This is a genomic window from Mycobacterium sp. RTGN5, assembly GCF_033804465.1.
Lineage (GTDB): Bacteria > Actinomycetota > Actinomycetes > Mycobacteriales > Mycobacteriaceae > Mycobacterium.
The window spans coordinates 532,277-546,043 of sequence record NZ_JAPZLA010000002.1; the positions used below are offsets into that span (position 1 = coordinate 532,277).

Here is a 13,767-nt window from a genome sequence, read left to right on the forward strand (position 1 = left end):
AAACCATTAAGCGGACTAACTATATAGCGGTCCACTGCGCAGTATCCACCCTAGGTCCGCGCCGGACTGTGTTTGTGACGAGTGTGACTTTCGCTGCGGAAAGTGTCAGCCGCCGTTGGTGACCGGGTTCGACGACAGCGTGATGAAGCCGTCGTTGATCCACACGCCCCAGCGGCCGCCCCACATATGGGTCCACACGACGGGGCGCCCGGCCCAGACTTCTGCCGGCTTGCCCGGCGCCCAGTCGGGCGCCACCTCGCCGACATTCTGGTCCGGCGGCGGCGGGTCAGCGCTGGCCGGCGCGATGCCGATCGCGAGTCCAACAGCGAGTGCGCCGACGGCGGTCAAAGCGGTCTTGATCAAGGCCATGAGCCGACTCCCACATTCAGACGTCATCGAAGATACTTAGCAAATATAACCAGCATCAGGCGCGGATAATCCCCTACCCCGCCAAAACGTGGGACGCGGCGTGCCGCTACGGAGTCGGGGCAGGTGTGGCAGTAATCGGGGCCGGCTGCGCGGACCCATTGAATTCGTACCCGGGCGGCGGGGGCCCGCCGATCGAGTAATAGCCCGGCGGCAGGGCGGGAGTCCCGGGCGGCGGGGGCTTACCCGGGCCAAACTCGCTCGGGGGCGCCTCCGAACCAGGCGCGGTGTACGACTTGAATCCGGGCGGTAGCGGCGGCGGGGCGCCCGCCCCCGGCGGCGGCGCGACGGAGCCGCTGGCCGATGCGGACTCGTCGGGCCCGTAATACGGGTCCCGGACGTTATGCCACATGTCTTTGAGCGACCCAAGGACGCCGGGCGTGTTCTGCGAGCCGTAGCCCGGGTTGGCGATCTCGGGCACTGAGGGCGGTGCGCCCGGCGGCGGCAGCGCGGGTGCCGGTGCCGCCGCGGGGTCGACAGGCACGGAGACTGGCTGGCCTGCTGGAACCGCTGCCGGATCCGATGGCACTGGGATGGGTGTCGGTGTCATCGGGTCGGCCGCAGCGGTGGCGGACCCGGCAAATGCGGTGCCGAAGGTCAAGCCTGCGACCAGAAATGCGCGCACGAATGGCGCGGTGCGAAACCCATCAGTCATCAATCCGGCAGTCCTCTCCATCACGCCAGGCGTACGGGCATCGTCGCATATATCGGCGATCGCTGTGCCGGGAGAAAACCCAGTACCTGGAGCAAACCCTGTCTACTCCCGTCCTATCGCCCGCGCGAGCCGGGCCGTTTCAAGGCCCCCTGGGCTCCCCTGCGCTCCCCCGGTGCCCGCCGAATCTCGCCGGGCACCCGGGGACGGCGATCAGACGACCTTGGTGCTTTCGGTGCCGGGGGCGCTTTCGGTGCCGGGGGCACTTTCGGTGCTTGGGGCGCTGCCGGTGGCCGATCCCTTGAGGTGGCGGGTGACGAAGCCGATCGACGTGAGCGCTGCGACGACACCGATCACACCCCACAAGACGATCGGGAACACCAGCGCGCCGAAGACGAAGTCGTAGGTCAGCGCCAGGTAGATCGACCAGATGACCCGGTAGATCGACCAGAACGCCAACAGGCCTGTGCTGATGCCGATGGCCAGGCTGTATTGGCGGTCGACGCGATCGATCTGCTGCGCGATGGGAGTCGGGACGATCTTCATTGGTTCTTCCTCTCGTTACTCGCCGCCTCTGTGGCGTCGTTGCGAGAAGTAAAGAACCGAAGATCGCCTACCGATCCCAACTAGGGGCTTGCTACAGCTCGTCGGAGAAGTCGGCGCTGAGCCAGCGATCCGGACGGAACGTGAACAGCACGTTGACGTGGCCGTCCATGCTCTGAACGAACTGCCGGGCGCCCTCCTCACCGAGGTAACGCACCGCGATCTCCTCGAGAACCTTCGGCGGTGTCGGGTCGGTGACGTCGGCAACCGAGGCTTCGACCACCACGTATTGGTACGGCGGTTCCTCGTTTTGCACTACCAGCGCGACGGCCCCCGCTTGCTTGATCAGCCGTGCCTTTCGGGACGAGCTGCCGGTGGTGATCCGGATGTTCCCACCAGGCGTGTAGTCGTACCAGATCGGCACGCTGGCCGGCGGCCGGCCGTTGGTAGCGGCGACAGACAGGACCGCCACATGTTTGGCGGCCAGGAATTCCTGCCGCTCGGACTCGGTCAATTCTCTGGGCATACAGCGGCAAACCTTTCGCTCCGGCGGCCTATTCCTGATGAACCTAGTGCTGGGGCACCCCGGTGTACTCGGGATTGGGCGGTACCGCGAGCGCGATCCCGATCCGGTTGGTCGCCCCGATGAATGCCGCGATCGAGATCGCCTCAAGGATCAGGTGGTCGTCGAGGCCGAGCCTGCGCAGCGCGTCGAAGTCGTCGTTGCGGATGGACTGTGGGTTGTTGTTCACCGCGATCGCGAGATCGGCCAGCCCACGCTCACGATCGGTCAGTTCGTGCACCTGGTGGTGGTCGATGGCCACCCGCTGGCCGAATGACCAGTCGCCGGCCACCTTGCCCAGCTTGTTCGCGTGATTGGTATGGCAGTACGCGCACCGGTTCTCCCCTGAGACGACCGTCGCGATCACTTCACGTTCGCGTGCGGTCAAGCCGCCGCGTCCGTCGGTGCCAAGCAGCGGAAGCAGATAGCCGTTGAGCCGGCCCAGATCGTCTTCGTTCAAGGAGAGCGCTCGGAACCAGTTCGAGGTCAATCCTTCGTCGCGTTGCTGGTGGGTGAAGAAGCCCTTGACCGCCTGATTGCTCAGTGCGTCGACCTCGGGGACCTCGAGGCGGGAGATTCGCCCCGGGGCGAGGCTGGTTGCAGGGTCAGCGGTAGTCGTCATGGATCGACTGTGCCGTCAACGGCACGGCTGCCCAATCCTTTTGTGAAGGCAGACTCGAACTCTTGCGACATCCCTTCGACCGTTCGCCGGTTTGTCGGGATCGTTCGGTAGGGTCTCGGCGTGACTTCGAGCTCAACCCTCAAATCTGTAAATGCCCGTCTTGCTGAGGAACTCGCGGTGGCCGAGACTCAGGTGATCGCCGCCGTCCGGCTGCTCGACGAGGGGGCGACCGTGCCCTTCATCGCCCGCTACCGCAAGGAAGTCACCGGCAGCCTCGACGACGGACAGCTACGCGACCTTGAGGAGCGGCTGCGGTATCTGCGCGAGCTCGACGAGCGGCGCGACGCGGTGCTGGCTTCCATCCACGAGCAGGGCAAGCTGACCGACGAACTGAGGGCGGCGCTGCTCACGGCCGATACCAAATCCCGGGTCGAGGACATCTACCTGCCGTACAAACCCAAGCGGCGTACCAAAGCTCAGATCGCCCGCGAAGCCGGTCTCGAGCCGCTCGCCGATCGGCTGCTCGCCGACCCAGCCGTCGTCCCCGAAACCGCGGCCGCCGAGTTTCTCAACGCCGATCTCACCGACGCCGCGGCGGCACTCGACGGTGCCCGGCACATCCTCATCGAGCGGGCCGCCGAAGATGCCGAGCTGGTCGGCGCGGTCCGCAGCAAATTCTGGGCCGAAGGCGCGCTGCGGACCGCACCCCACTCCGAGGAGTCTGCGAAAAGCCCAGCGGCACAGAAGTTCCGCGACTACTTCGAGTTCTCCGAGCGGCTCGAGGGTATGCCGTCGCACCGGGTGCTGGCGGTCATGCGCGGCGAGAAAGAGCAGGCCCTTGCGTTGCGCTTCGACGGCGGCAGCGACGATGCCTACGAGGTGATGGTCGCCCAGTCGCTGGGGGTGGACATGTCCGCCAAGGCGGCGGCAACACAGTGGCTGGCCACCACCGTCCGGTTGGCTTGGCGTACCCGGCTGATGATCTCCGGGGCGGTCGACGCGCGGATGCGGTTGCGCCAGCGCGCCGAAGACGACGCGGTGGCGGTGTTCGCCAAGAACCTCAAGGATCTCCTGCTGGCGGCTCCGGCCGGTACTCGCACCACGCTCGGGCTGGACCCCGGCTTCCGCACCGGCGTCAAGGTCGCCGTCGTCGACGGCACCGGCAAGGTGCTCGATACCTGTGCGATCTACCCGCATCAGCCTCAGCGTCAATGGGATTCGGCCAAGGCGGCATTGGCGGCTTTGGTCGCGCGCCACGGCGTCGAGCTGATCGCCATCGGCAACGGAACCGCGTCGCGCGAGACCGACGCACTGGCCACCGAACTCATCGCCGATATCCGTCCGGCCGGTGCGGGGGCGCCGGTGAAGGCGATGGTCAGTGAGGCCGGTGCCTCGGTGTACTCGGCGTCCGCGTACGCCGCCCGAGAGCTGCCGAGTCTGGACGTGACGGTGCGTGGCGCGGTGTCGATCGCACGGCGGTTGCAGGATCCGCTTGCCGAACTGGTGAAGATCGAGCCGAAGTCGATCGGTGTCGGTCAGTATCAGCATGACGTCACCCCGGGCACGCTCGCGCGCAGTCTCGACGCGGTGGTGGAGGATGCCGTCAACGCCGTGGGTGTCGACCTGAACACCGCGTCGGTTCCGTTGCTGGCGAAGGTGTCTGGTGTGTCGGAGTCGTTGGCCGAGGCCATCGTCGCGCACCGGGAGAAGACCGGACCGTTCCGAAGCCGTAGCGCACTGCTGAAGGTTGCGCGGTTGGGCCCCAAGGCTTTTGAACAATGCGCGGGATTCCTGCGGATTCGCGGCGGCGACGACGCGCTCGACGCGTCGGGTGTGCATCCCGAGGCCTATCCGGTGGTCCGCCGAATCCTTGATCGCTCGGGCATCGCACTGGCCGAACTCATCGGCAACGAACGGTCGCTGCGTGCGCTTCGGCCGGCGGACTTCGCCGATGACCGATTCGGGGTGCCGACGGTGACCGACATCCTCGCCGAGCTGGAAAAGCCGGGACGCGATCCACGCCCCGCGTTCTCCACCGCGACGTTCGCCGCCGGCGTGGAGAAGCTGGCCCATCTGAAGGTCGGCATGGTGCTCGAAGGTGTCGTCACCAATGTCGCAGCCTTCGGCGCCTTCGTCGATGTCGGTGTGCACCAGGACGGTCTGGTGCACGTGTCGGCGATGTCGGACAAATTCGTCTCCGACCCACACGAGGTGGTGCGATCCGGTCAGGTGGTGCGGGTCAAGGTCCTCGAGGTCGATGTAGACCGCCAGCGGATCGGGTTGACCCTGCGCCTCGGTGATGAACCAAAGCGCGAGCAGGCCAAGCGCACCGAGCGCCCTGCCGCCACCACCGGCCGCGGTGAGCGCCGCCAACCCGCACGTCGCAACGACGGCGGCAGGCGCGAGAGCACCCCGTCCGCCGGCTCGATGGCGCAGGCACTGCGCGACGCCGGCTTCGGCCGGTAGGGGCCTCTCCCCTGCTAGGTTCGGCTTGGGGAGGCGCCATGAGTGACAAGGTCGCATACGCCAAGAAGACCGTGACGTCCATGGACGGCACCACGATCGGCTTTCGTCAGCTCGGCCAGGGCCCTGCGATCGTGATCCTGCACGGCGGCGCGCTTGCATCGCAGCATTATCTGAAGCTCGGTGCCGCACTGGCCGACAGGTTCACCGTCTGCATTCCCGACCGGCGTGGGCGCGGGATGAGCGGCCCCTACGGCCCGAACTACAGCATCGCCAGTGAGGACGAGGACCTTGCGGCGGTCGTGGCCGAGACCGGCGCCGAGTGTGTATTCGGGACGGCGGACGGCGGGCTGTTCGCGTTGCACGGCTCGGCCTCGATCCCGGCGATCCGCAAGGTGGCCGTGTTCGAGCCCGTCATCTTCGTCGGCCAACCCGACCTGCCGGCGTTCAAGGCCACCATCGGCCGCGGTGAGGCGCTGATAGCCAAGGGCGACGTCGCCGGAGCAATGTCGAGCCTGGCCGTCGATTCGGCCAATGATCCTCGGATGCACACGGTTTCAGCTCCCTACCGGCTGATGAGCCGCGTCCTGGCCGCGCCACTGGTCTGCCGCCTGCTGCTGTCGCTTGATGCACTGGCAGCGCGCGGTGACACCGTCGCGCTGCGCGATCTGGTGCCGGCATTGATCCCCGAGCTGCGGCAGGTCATGGCGACCGAGGGCACCATCGACTTCTACCGCACCGTGACAGCGGAATGTCTGCTGATGTGCGGCAGCGACGCGCCGACTCTGTTCACCGGCACGCTGGACGCTCTAGAGGGCGTGCTGCCGAACGCGCGCCGGGTCGAGCTGGCGGGGCTGAACCACGGGGCGGCACAGGATCAGGCCGGCGACCCCCGCATGATGGCCGACCAACTGCGGCAATTCTTTTCGTAGTCCAGACGAGCGCACGAAATACCGCCGGAAAAAGTTCACCTGTATTAACGATTGCCAGCGTTCCCGCAGCCGATGCGCAATTAGTTGTCAGATTCGCCGGCATTCCTGGGAATTCTCAGGCTCCACTTACGTTGTGCTTCTTAAGTTTTCATACAATCACGACTGACGTGAACTTATACGGATAGCCGTCGATTATTTCATGTTCCTGTGCGATATTTCACGCGCAGGATGAAACGGAATTTTTTTGCGGCCTCCGGTGCGTTACAGCGCGCATGACAGATACAGATTTTTATCGCTCACTGAACTCGATTGGCACCCCTCGACACGGTGATCCCCGTGTCGCGGGTACCGCCGTCGCGTTCACGACCAATCGTTACGACCAGGACGAGGTGGCCAACGCGCTCACCGAGTTCGCCGAACCCGGGTTCGCCCGCTTCGCCCGGACCAGCGGCGTCGAATACCGCAACCTCGCGCTGCCGGTGGACCGCTACCCGAAGCTGGGCGGGTTCACCGAAGCCAATGCGGCGTACCTCGAAGTTGCCGTCGAACTCGGCGAGCAGGCGGTGCGCCGCGCCCTGGACGAAGCGCACCTGCGCCCCGACGAGGTCGACGCCATCCTGACCGTGTCGAGCACCGGTGTGGCGGTGCCGACCATCGATGCCCGCATCGCCTCCAAGCTGGGGCTCCGATCCGACGTCAAGCGCATCCCGCTGTTCGGCCTCGGCTGTGTGGCCGGTGCCGCCGGGATGGCGCGGCTGCACGACTACCTGCGCGGTTTTCCCGACCACGTCGCCGTGTTGCTCTCCGTCGAGCTGTGTTCCCTGACGCTGCAACGTGACGACACATCGATTCCGGCGCTCATCGGCGTCTGCCTGTTCGGCGACGGCGCGGCCGCGGTAGTCGGCACGGGCGCCGATCGGGCTCCTGCCGGACTCCCCCTGCAGCCGGGCCCGCAGATACTGGCGACACGCAGCGCACTGTTGCCCGACACCGTCGAGGTCATGGGATGGAATGTGAGCTCCAGCGGATTTCAGCTCGTCATGTCGCGCGACGTTCCGAAGATGGCCGACGACCATCTCGGCGAGGAGGTCGACCGGTTCCTCGCCGACCACGGGCTGACGACCGCCGACATCACGACCTGGGTGTGTCACCCGGGCGGGCCCAAGGTGCTCGAGTCGATCACCAACGCGGTCGGCATGCCGGCCGAAGCGTTGCGGCACAGCTGGGAATCCATGCGGGACAACGGAAACATGTCGTCCGCGTCGGTGCTCGACGTCTTCAACCGAACTCTCGCGGAAGCTCCTGCGGCGGGCTCGCTGGGAGTGATGCTGGCAATGGGGCCTGGCTTCAGCTTCGAACTGTTGCTGCTGAGCTGGTGAAGGAGATGGCAATGTTTTACTACCTGTTCATTGCTCTGATCGGCGTCGAACGCCTCGTCGAGTTGGTGGTGTCGCGGCGCAACGCCCGATGGTCCTTCGCTCAAGGCGGCCGAGAGTTCGGCCGTGGCCACTATCCGGTGATGGTCGGGATGCACACCCTGCTGCTGGTGTCCTGCATCGTCGAAGTGGCGACGACGCACCGGCCGTTCCTGCCCTGGCTCGGCTGGCCGATGGTCGGCGTGGTGGCGCTCAGCACCGCCCTGCGCTGGTGGTGTGTGTCGACGCTGGGTAAGCACTGGAACCCGCGCCTGATCGTGATCAAGGGTGCGCCCCTGGTCGACGGTGGCCCGTATCGCTGGCTGCACCATCCCAACTACACGGCGGTGGTTGCCGAGGTGGCCGCACTGCCGCTGGTGCACTCCGCCTGGGTGACGGCGATCGTGTTCAGCATCGCCAACGCCTTGGTGCTCACGGTGCGCATCCGTGCCGAGAACGTGGCGCTGGGCTATGCCTGAGAACTAGCTGAAATTGCCCGGCAGGTAAGAGCCCATGGATTGCAACCACTTTCGGCCATAAACGGTGTTACTTTGGCACCCGTTGGACCTGTGCACGGTCACGAGGGGGCTTTCCATGAGCACTGCCGCAGAACGCGCCGATCAGCTGGCGCTGGTTGCCCGGCTCAAGTCGGCCTATCCCGAATTGCCGGACGCTCCCACTCCGGATCTGCTCGATCATGCACGGTTCGTCGCCTACATGAAGCCGGTGCACGACGTCGGCGGCGAGCCGGATGCCCCGATGAAGTACGAGAACAAGGATTACGAGTACTGGGAGCACATGACCTATGTCATTTGCGAGGTACTCGCGTGGCGCGGCATCTGGCTCTCGGAGGAACGGCGACGGATCGGGAACGTCGACGTCCAGCGTGCCGTGTATCTCGGGTTCCCGTACTACGGCCGTTGGCTGCTGTCTGTGGCGCGGGTGCTGATCGAGAAGCATCACATCGGTCTGACCGAACTCACCGAGCGGATGGCCGAGGTCAAGGACCGCTACGCCGGCGGGCTGGAAGGCAAGACCCTCAAAGCCGAGCCGAAGTCCGAGGGCGACGGATCGCAGGTCAAGCGCAACAGCCACATCGTGCACGCGCAGGGCAAGGGCGATCCTCAGGTGTACGCGGGCAAGGCCGGCGCGGCGAAGTTCAAGGTCGGCGACCCGGTCGTCGTCCGCGAACTGCCGGTGCTGTTCTATACCCGCACACCCGAGTACGTCCGTGGGGCCCGGGGTGTCATCGACGCGGTGGCCTACGAGAGTCCGGCCGCCGAGGACGAAACCTGGGACATTCCCGACGCGAAGCCGGAATGGTTCTACGTCGTCAAATTCAGCATGTCCGAGCTGTGGGACGACTTCAACGGTCCCGAGGTCGACAGCCTCCGGACCGAGATTCCCGAGCACTGGCTCCAAGCCGCCCACTGAGCCCGCCGCCCTCACCCCGGAACGGAAGTACATGTCTGCACACGACCACGACCACGACCACGACCACGACCGGACCGTCAAACCGATGGTCGACGAGATCACCGACTTCGAGGTACTCGAGATCGCGTTGCGCGAATTATGTATCGAGAAAGGCATTTTCACCGCCGAAGAGCACCGCCGGTTCACCGAGTTCGCCGAGCAGATCGGCCCGACTCCGGCCGCCCGACTGGTCGCCCGTGCCTGGCTGGATCCCGACTTCAAGGCGCTGGCGCTGCGCGAGCCGATGACGGCCAGCAAGGAAGTCGGCGTCGACTGGCTGGAGCCGACCGGCTTCGGCACCCCCAGCGATTTCACCGCCTTCCAGATCCTCGAGGACACACCGACCCTGCACAACGTGATCGTCTGTGCCCTCTGCTCCTGCTACCCGCGGCCGATCCTCGGCAACTCCCCCGAGTGGTATCGCACGCCCAATTACCGTCGGCGCCTTGTGCGTTGGCCCCGCCAGGTGCTGTCGGAGTTCGGCCTTTACCTCGGCGACGACATCGAAGTCCGGGTCCAGGACTCCAACCAGAAGCACCGGTTCATGGTGATGCCGATGCGCCCCGAGGGCACGGACGGCTGGACCGAAGACCAGCTGACCGAGATCCTCACCCGCGACGCCCTGATCGGCGTCGCCCTGCCGAAACCCGGGGTGACCACCAACGTCATCACCGATACCCGTCCCGCGATGCACCCGGTCGGCGAATGAACCCCGACACGCTGCAGCAGATCGTCGAACGCAATCAGGTGTGGCCCGAGATGGCGGCCAAATACGGGGTGGAAAACCCGGTGCCGCCGTGGAAGACCAGCCTCGACGGGCTGTGTGACGCGCTCGACCACGCCGCCTGTGACGCCGATGTCCCGTCCTTCAAGGAGCGGCGCGACGAGGAAGATGAGCTTTCGGCCACCGTCTACTCCGAGCTTCCTTACCCGGAGAACCAGCTTGTCGCGCTGGCGCATTCACTGCTGGCCAGGGGTGTCATCTCCGAAGATGAACTGCAGCAACGGCTTTCCGTTGTTCGCGCCCGTCTGGAGTCCTGACTCACTGCGCGGGTGTCCCCCAATCGGTGGACACTGCATTCATCCTGTATTCCAGCCGATCGGTGGACAGTCCGCCACGTCGTTGCGCGTCATAGTTGCTGGTGAGCCGTCAAGCAAGCGGCGGCTCCCCAAAACAAAAGGATGGCAACGGTGAACAGCAGCATGGATTTGTCGGAACGTACGGCAGCGGCTTCCGGCGCGATCGGTATCCGCCCGGCATATTTCGTTCAGCAAGCCAACGGGAGCTTCCGGCCGACGACCTCGGCCGCGGCCTCGTGGAGCGACGGTGTGCTCAGCGGTCAGGCGATCGCCGGACTCGCGGCGTCGACGCTGGAGCGCAAATACGGCGCCGTCGGATACCTGCCCGCCCGGCTGACCCTCGATCTGCTCAAGCCGGCCCGAGCCGTCCCGACGCACACCCAGACCCGGCTGATTCGGCACGGGCACCGGATGCGCACGGCCGAATGCGACATCATCCAAGACGATTGGATCGTCGCGAGGGCGACGCTGTTGCAGTATCGCCAGACGAACACGTCGGTCGATGAGCAATGGGAGTCCGCGATGACTGTCATCGCGCCGGATGCGGGAGAAAACTATCCCCTGCATGTCGACGGTGACGGAACCGGTTGGAGCCCGATGGGCTTGCGGCACCAGAGCACTGGGCGCAAGCGTGCCTACTACGGCGGATTGGACGCGGTGGCCGGCCTGGCTGCCACACCGTTTGTGCGGTCCGCGGTCGTCGCCGAAGCGGCCGCCAATCTGGTAACCGACATGGGCGCCAGCGGAATCGGTTACATCAACGGTGACCTGACCGTGGCACTCACACGGCTGCCGCGCGGCGTGTTCATCGGCGTGCAGGCCGACACTCACTTCTCGGAGAATGGGGTGTCCGTGGGTAGCGCGACCCTGTTCGACGACGGCGGGGCATTCGGCAGCAGCATGGTGACCGCGATGGCCAATCCGGCGCCCCGCATGGACATCGGCGGTTAGAGCCGTCCGAGTGAGAGGTTCGTCGAGGCCGCGTCGGGGGCGGCCTCGACGGGCATAACTAGAGTGCAGAAATGAGCCTCGTCACCTACCAGCTGGACGACCACGTCGCCACGATCACCCTCAACCGCCCCGAGGCCCGCAACGCCATCAACGGCCCGCTCCGTCAGGAGATCAACGCCGCATGGGACCGGTTCCGTGACGAGGAGGCGGCCTGGGTCGGAATCCTGACGGCCACCGGTGACGTCTTCTGTGCCGGCGGTGACCTCAAGGACGGCGAAGGCGCGGTAGGGACTTTCGGCGGGACCTTCTGGGAGAAGCCGACCATCAACAGCTTCGAGTCGGGCATGGAGTTGTTCAAGCCGACGATCGCCGCCGTGCACGGGCCGTGTGTCGGCTACGGACTGACCGGAGTGTTGTTCTGCGACTTCGTGATTGCCTCGACCGACGCTACTTTTCACTACCCCGAGGTGACGTTGGGCGTCCCCACCATCGTCGGTGCCGTCCGGCTGCCGCATCGCGTCGGCTGGGCCAACGCCATGGAGCTTCTGCTCACCGGCAAGCCGATCAGCGCCCAGCGCGCCAAGGAGATCGGCTTGGTGTGGAAGCTCGTCGAACCTGAGGACCTCCAGGCAGAAGCGCAGGCGTGGGCCAGGACCCTCACCGAGGCCGCCCCCTTGGCCCAGCGGGCCACCAAGGAAGTGGCCTGGCGTACCGCGAACATGGGCTGGATCGAGTCGGTGCGCTTTGGCGAGGTGATGCGCAAGGTGGCCGGTGCCACCGAGGACGTGGCCGAAGGCTTGCAGGCCTGGCGGGAAAAGCGCAAGCCGCAGTGGCGGGGCCGCTGAGCGCCCCTTACTGGGGTGCCTCGGGTACCGGCGTGTGCAGCCAGCGCTGGTAGATCCCGGCGAACGTGCCGTCATGCAGCGCGCCGGCCAGCCACGAGTCGGTTTGGCCGGCGATGGGACTGCCGTTGGGCAGCAGGTAGGCCTTGGCCTCCGAGGTGAACGGCTGCTCCGGGTGTTCGGCCACCAACCCCGGGTGCAGCGAGGACTGGTAGATCGCTTCCACCGCATCGGTGACCATCACGTCGGCGTTGCCCGCCGCGAGCTGATCGAAGATCGTGGTGTTGTCGGCCCAGATCGCGATCTGAGCATCCGGAAAATTCTTCCGGGCGAATTGTTCGTTGGTGCCGCCGCTGTTCTCGATCACCCGCACGCCGGGCTGGTTGATGTCCTGGATCGACGAGAACCGGCCTGCGTTGGCGGGCGCCACCACCGGGGTCTTTCCGCTGGCCAGGTAGGGCGAGGTGGCGTCGGCGACGCGGCGCCGATCGGGTGTGTCGGTGATCCCGCCCACGGCGATATCGCACATGCCGGGCGAGGTCAGGTCAGCCATGAGCGTCGGCCAGGTGGTCGCAACGAACACCGGCTGTCGCCCGAGATGGGCGGCCAGGTCGTTGGCCATGTCGATGTCGACGCCGCTGTACTGCCCGGTCGCCGGATCGCGGTAGGTCAGCGGCGGGTAGTCGCCGGTGGTGCAGACCTTCAGCGCGTGCGGGTCGCCGCCCGCCGCGGCCGGCGGTGCGACCGCACCGGAGACGGCGATGGCCGTGACGAGAGTCAGTGCGCCAAAGTTCAACGGCCACATGCGGTTCGTGCACCCGCGGTCCATCACCGCAGTGTAGGCGGTTATCGTGAGTGCGATTTCGACCACGACAACCGCGGGGAGAGCATGCCGAGCTGGATCGCGGACTTGGTCCGGCTCGACGGCGGCGGGCAGACATTTCACACCTCGGCGACATTCGGGGTGGGGCCCCGGTTGTACGGCGGGTTGATCGCCGCGCAGGCGCTGGCTGCCGCGGCCGCCACGGTGGATTCGGGCCGCTTGCCGCAATCGCTGCACGCGTACTTCATCAAGGGCGGCCGGATCGGCGTCGACATCGAGTTCACCGTCGAGATCACTCGCGACGGCCGCTCCTTCAACACCCGCCGGGTCACCGCCGTGCAGGACGGCGCGGCGATCTTCGAGATGATGGCGTCATTCCATCAGCCGGAGACCACCACCGACTGGCAGCGGTCAGATCTCCTCGCGGTGGAACTGTCGGACGCGACAATAGTCACAAACCTGCCGGTGCGATGGGCCGATCACTTCGAGATCCGGGTCGCGCCAGGGCAGCACGGTCACGACGACTGGCCGTTCCAACCGTTCTGGTTTCGGACCCGCGAGCCGCTCGAAGACGATCCGATACTGCGGGCGTGCGCGCTGACATTCATCTCTGACCTGGGGCTGGTGTCCTCGGCCCGGCCACCGGGAGGTGGGCGTCCCAGCCCGGGCGGCGCGGCCAGCCTCGACCATGCGCTGTGGCTGCACCGGCCCACCGATCTCCATCACTGGCACCTGTACGACGCTTCTGCGGTAAGTCACAGCGACGCGCGGGGTTTGGCACGGGGGTCAATTCACCGTGGTGACGGTACCCTGATCGCCAGTGTCGCCCAGGAATCGCTTTGGCGAACCTGACGCCTCTGTATTGCGTTGCTATGGCATGGGAACTCGACGGTGGTGTCCGAGTTGGGGCAACAGCTCAGCCACTGGTGAAACAACGGTGTTTAGCCGAGACCCGCTGCGGGAACAAACTCGCATTCGGCCGC

General features: G+C 66.0%; 16 protein-coding genes. 10 read left to right on the forward strand and 6 right to left on the reverse strand.

Going from position 1 to position 13,767, the window contains the following annotated elements:
- Nucleotides 1-105: 105 nt before the first annotated feature.
- The 5 genes from SLQ31_RS15200 to SLQ31_RS15220 form a co-directional block, all read right to left on the reverse strand.
- Complete coding sequence (locus SLQ31_RS15200) at nt 106-369, reverse strand: hypothetical protein (protein ID WP_319433978.1); 264 nt, start codon at nt 367-369, stop codon at nt 106-108.
- Nucleotides 370-475: 106 nt separating this feature from the next.
- A complete protein-coding gene (locus SLQ31_RS15205) occupies nt 476-1,081 on the reverse strand; it encodes a hypothetical protein (RefSeq protein ID WP_319433980.1) in 606 nt (201 codons plus the stop codon).
- A gap of 210 nt (nt 1,082-1,291) precedes the next feature.
- Nucleotides 1,292-1,624, reverse strand: coding sequence for a hypothetical protein (locus SLQ31_RS15210; protein WP_319433982.1), 333 nt, complete (start codon nt 1,622-1,624; stop codon nt 1,292-1,294).
- Nucleotides 1,625-1,715: 91 nt separating this feature from the next.
- Entirely contained in the window at nt 1,716-2,147 is a 432-nt protein-coding gene (locus tag SLQ31_RS15215) for a pyridoxamine 5'-phosphate oxidase family protein (RefSeq protein ID WP_319433984.1), read from the reverse strand.
- Between the two features lie 43 nt (nt 2,148-2,190).
- A complete protein-coding gene (locus SLQ31_RS15220) occupies nt 2,191-2,805 on the reverse strand; it encodes a peroxidase-related enzyme (RefSeq protein ID WP_319433986.1) in 615 nt (204 codons plus the stop codon).
- Between the two features lie 120 nt (nt 2,806-2,925).
- Between SLQ31_RS15220 and SLQ31_RS15225 the strand changes: the two genes are divergently transcribed.
- The 9 genes from SLQ31_RS15225 (at nt 2,926) to SLQ31_RS15265 (ending at nt 11,964) form a co-directional block, all read left to right on the forward strand.
- Nucleotides 2,926-5,271, forward strand: a complete 2,346-nt coding sequence (locus tag SLQ31_RS15225) for a Tex family protein (protein WP_319433988.1) — start codon at nt 2,926-2,928, stop codon at nt 5,269-5,271.
- 38 nt (nt 5,272-5,309) lie between these two features.
- Nucleotides 5,310-6,200 (forward strand): alpha/beta fold hydrolase, encoded by an 891-nt coding sequence (locus tag SLQ31_RS15230; protein ID WP_319433990.1) that lies wholly within the window; start codon nt 5,310-5,312, stop codon nt 6,198-6,200.
- A gap of 272 nt (nt 6,201-6,472) precedes the next feature.
- A complete protein-coding gene (locus tag SLQ31_RS15235; RefSeq protein WP_319433992.1) occupies nt 6,473-7,579 on the forward strand; it encodes a type III polyketide synthase in 1,107 nt (368 codons plus the stop codon).
- Nucleotides 7,580-7,590: 11 nt separating this feature from the next.
- On the forward strand, nt 7,591-8,094 hold the full coding sequence (locus SLQ31_RS15240) for an isoprenylcysteine carboxyl methyltransferase family protein (RefSeq protein WP_319433994.1): 504 nt from the start codon (nt 7,591-7,593) through the stop codon (nt 8,092-8,094).
- Between the two features lie 115 nt (nt 8,095-8,209).
- Nucleotides 8,210-9,049: an SH3-like domain-containing protein gene (locus SLQ31_RS15245; RefSeq protein ID WP_319433996.1), complete on the forward strand. Its 840-nt coding sequence runs from the start codon at nt 8,210-8,212 to the stop codon at nt 9,047-9,049.
- A gap of 31 nt (nt 9,050-9,080) precedes the next feature.
- Entirely contained in the window at nt 9,081-9,797 is a 717-nt protein-coding gene (scnC, locus tag SLQ31_RS15250; protein ID WP_319433998.1) for a thiocyanate hydrolase subunit gamma, read from the forward strand.
- Nucleotides 9,794-10,129, forward strand: coding sequence for a thiocyanate hydrolase (locus SLQ31_RS15255; RefSeq protein WP_319434000.1), 336 nt, complete (start codon nt 9,794-9,796; stop codon nt 10,127-10,129). Before scnC ends, SLQ31_RS15255 begins: the two co-directional genes overlap by 4 nt.
- A 162-nt stretch (nt 10,130-10,291) precedes the next feature.
- Nucleotides 10,292-11,119, forward strand: a complete 828-nt coding sequence (locus SLQ31_RS15260) for an acyl-CoA thioesterase domain-containing protein (protein ID WP_319434002.1) — start codon at nt 10,292-10,294, stop codon at nt 11,117-11,119.
- Between the two features lie 71 nt (nt 11,120-11,190).
- Complete coding sequence (locus SLQ31_RS15265) at nt 11,191-11,964, forward strand: enoyl-CoA hydratase/isomerase family protein (protein ID WP_319434004.1); 774 nt, start codon at nt 11,191-11,193, stop codon at nt 11,962-11,964.
- A 7-nt stretch (nt 11,965-11,971) separates the two neighbouring features.
- On the opposite strand, the gene SLQ31_RS15270 is transcribed toward SLQ31_RS15265, so the two are convergent.
- On the reverse strand, nt 11,972-12,790 hold the full coding sequence (locus SLQ31_RS15270; RefSeq protein ID WP_319434006.1) for a transporter substrate-binding domain-containing protein: 819 nt from the start codon (nt 12,788-12,790) through the stop codon (nt 11,972-11,974).
- 60 nt (nt 12,791-12,850) lie between these two features.
- Between SLQ31_RS15270 and SLQ31_RS15275 the strand changes: the two genes are divergently transcribed.
- Complete coding sequence (locus SLQ31_RS15275) at nt 12,851-13,636, forward strand: acyl-CoA thioesterase (RefSeq protein ID WP_319434008.1); 786 nt, start codon at nt 12,851-12,853, stop codon at nt 13,634-13,636.
- Nucleotides 13,637-13,767 lie beyond the last annotated feature (131 nt).

Excerpts from the sequence above, each read along its gene's own strand:
- SLQ31_RS15220 (WP_319433986.1), bottom strand. The coding sequence starts at position 2,805 with ATGACGACTACCGCTGACCCTGCAACCAGCCTCGCCCCGGGGCGAATC.
- SLQ31_RS15260 (WP_319434002.1), top strand. The coding sequence starts at position 10,292 with ATGGATTTGTCGGAACGTACGGCAGCGGCTTCCGGCGCGATCGGTATC.
- SLQ31_RS15230 (WP_319433990.1), top strand. The coding sequence starts at position 5,310 with ATGAGTGACAAGGTCGCATACGCCAAGAAGACCGTGACGTCCATGGAC.
- SLQ31_RS15255 (WP_319434000.1), top strand. The coding sequence starts at position 9,794 with ATGAACCCCGACACGCTGCAGCAGATCGTCGAACGCAATCAGGTGTGG.
- SLQ31_RS15205 (WP_319433980.1), bottom strand. The coding sequence starts at position 1,081 with ATGACTGATGGGTTTCGCACCGCGCCATTCGTGCGCGCATTTCTGGTC.
- scnC (WP_319433998.1), top strand. The coding sequence starts at position 9,081 with ATGTCTGCACACGACCACGACCACGACCACGACCACGACCGGACCGTC.
- SLQ31_RS15275 (WP_319434008.1), top strand. The coding sequence starts at position 12,851 with ATGCCGAGCTGGATCGCGGACTTGGTCCGGCTCGACGGCGGCGGGCAG.
- SLQ31_RS15265 (WP_319434004.1), top strand. The coding sequence starts at position 11,191 with ATGAGCCTCGTCACCTACCAGCTGGACGACCACGTCGCCACGATCACC.
- SLQ31_RS15235 (WP_319433992.1), top strand. The coding sequence starts at position 6,473 with ATGACAGATACAGATTTTTATCGCTCACTGAACTCGATTGGCACCCCT.
- SLQ31_RS15210 (WP_319433982.1), bottom strand. The coding sequence starts at position 1,624 with ATGAAGATCGTCCCGACTCCCATCGCGCAGCAGATCGATCGCGTCGAC.
- SLQ31_RS15200 (WP_319433978.1), bottom strand. The coding sequence starts at position 369 with ATGGCCTTGATCAAGACCGCTTTGACCGCCGTCGGCGCACTCGCTGTT.
- SLQ31_RS15215 (WP_319433984.1), bottom strand. The coding sequence starts at position 2,147 with ATGCCCAGAGAATTGACCGAGTCCGAGCGGCAGGAATTCCTGGCCGCC.
- SLQ31_RS15245 (WP_319433996.1), top strand. The coding sequence starts at position 8,210 with ATGAGCACTGCCGCAGAACGCGCCGATCAGCTGGCGCTGGTTGCCCGG.
- SLQ31_RS15270 (WP_319434006.1), bottom strand. The coding sequence starts at position 12,790 with ATGGACCGCGGGTGCACGAACCGCATGTGGCCGTTGAACTTTGGCGCA.
- SLQ31_RS15240 (WP_319433994.1), top strand. The coding sequence starts at position 7,591 with ATGTTTTACTACCTGTTCATTGCTCTGATCGGCGTCGAACGCCTCGTC.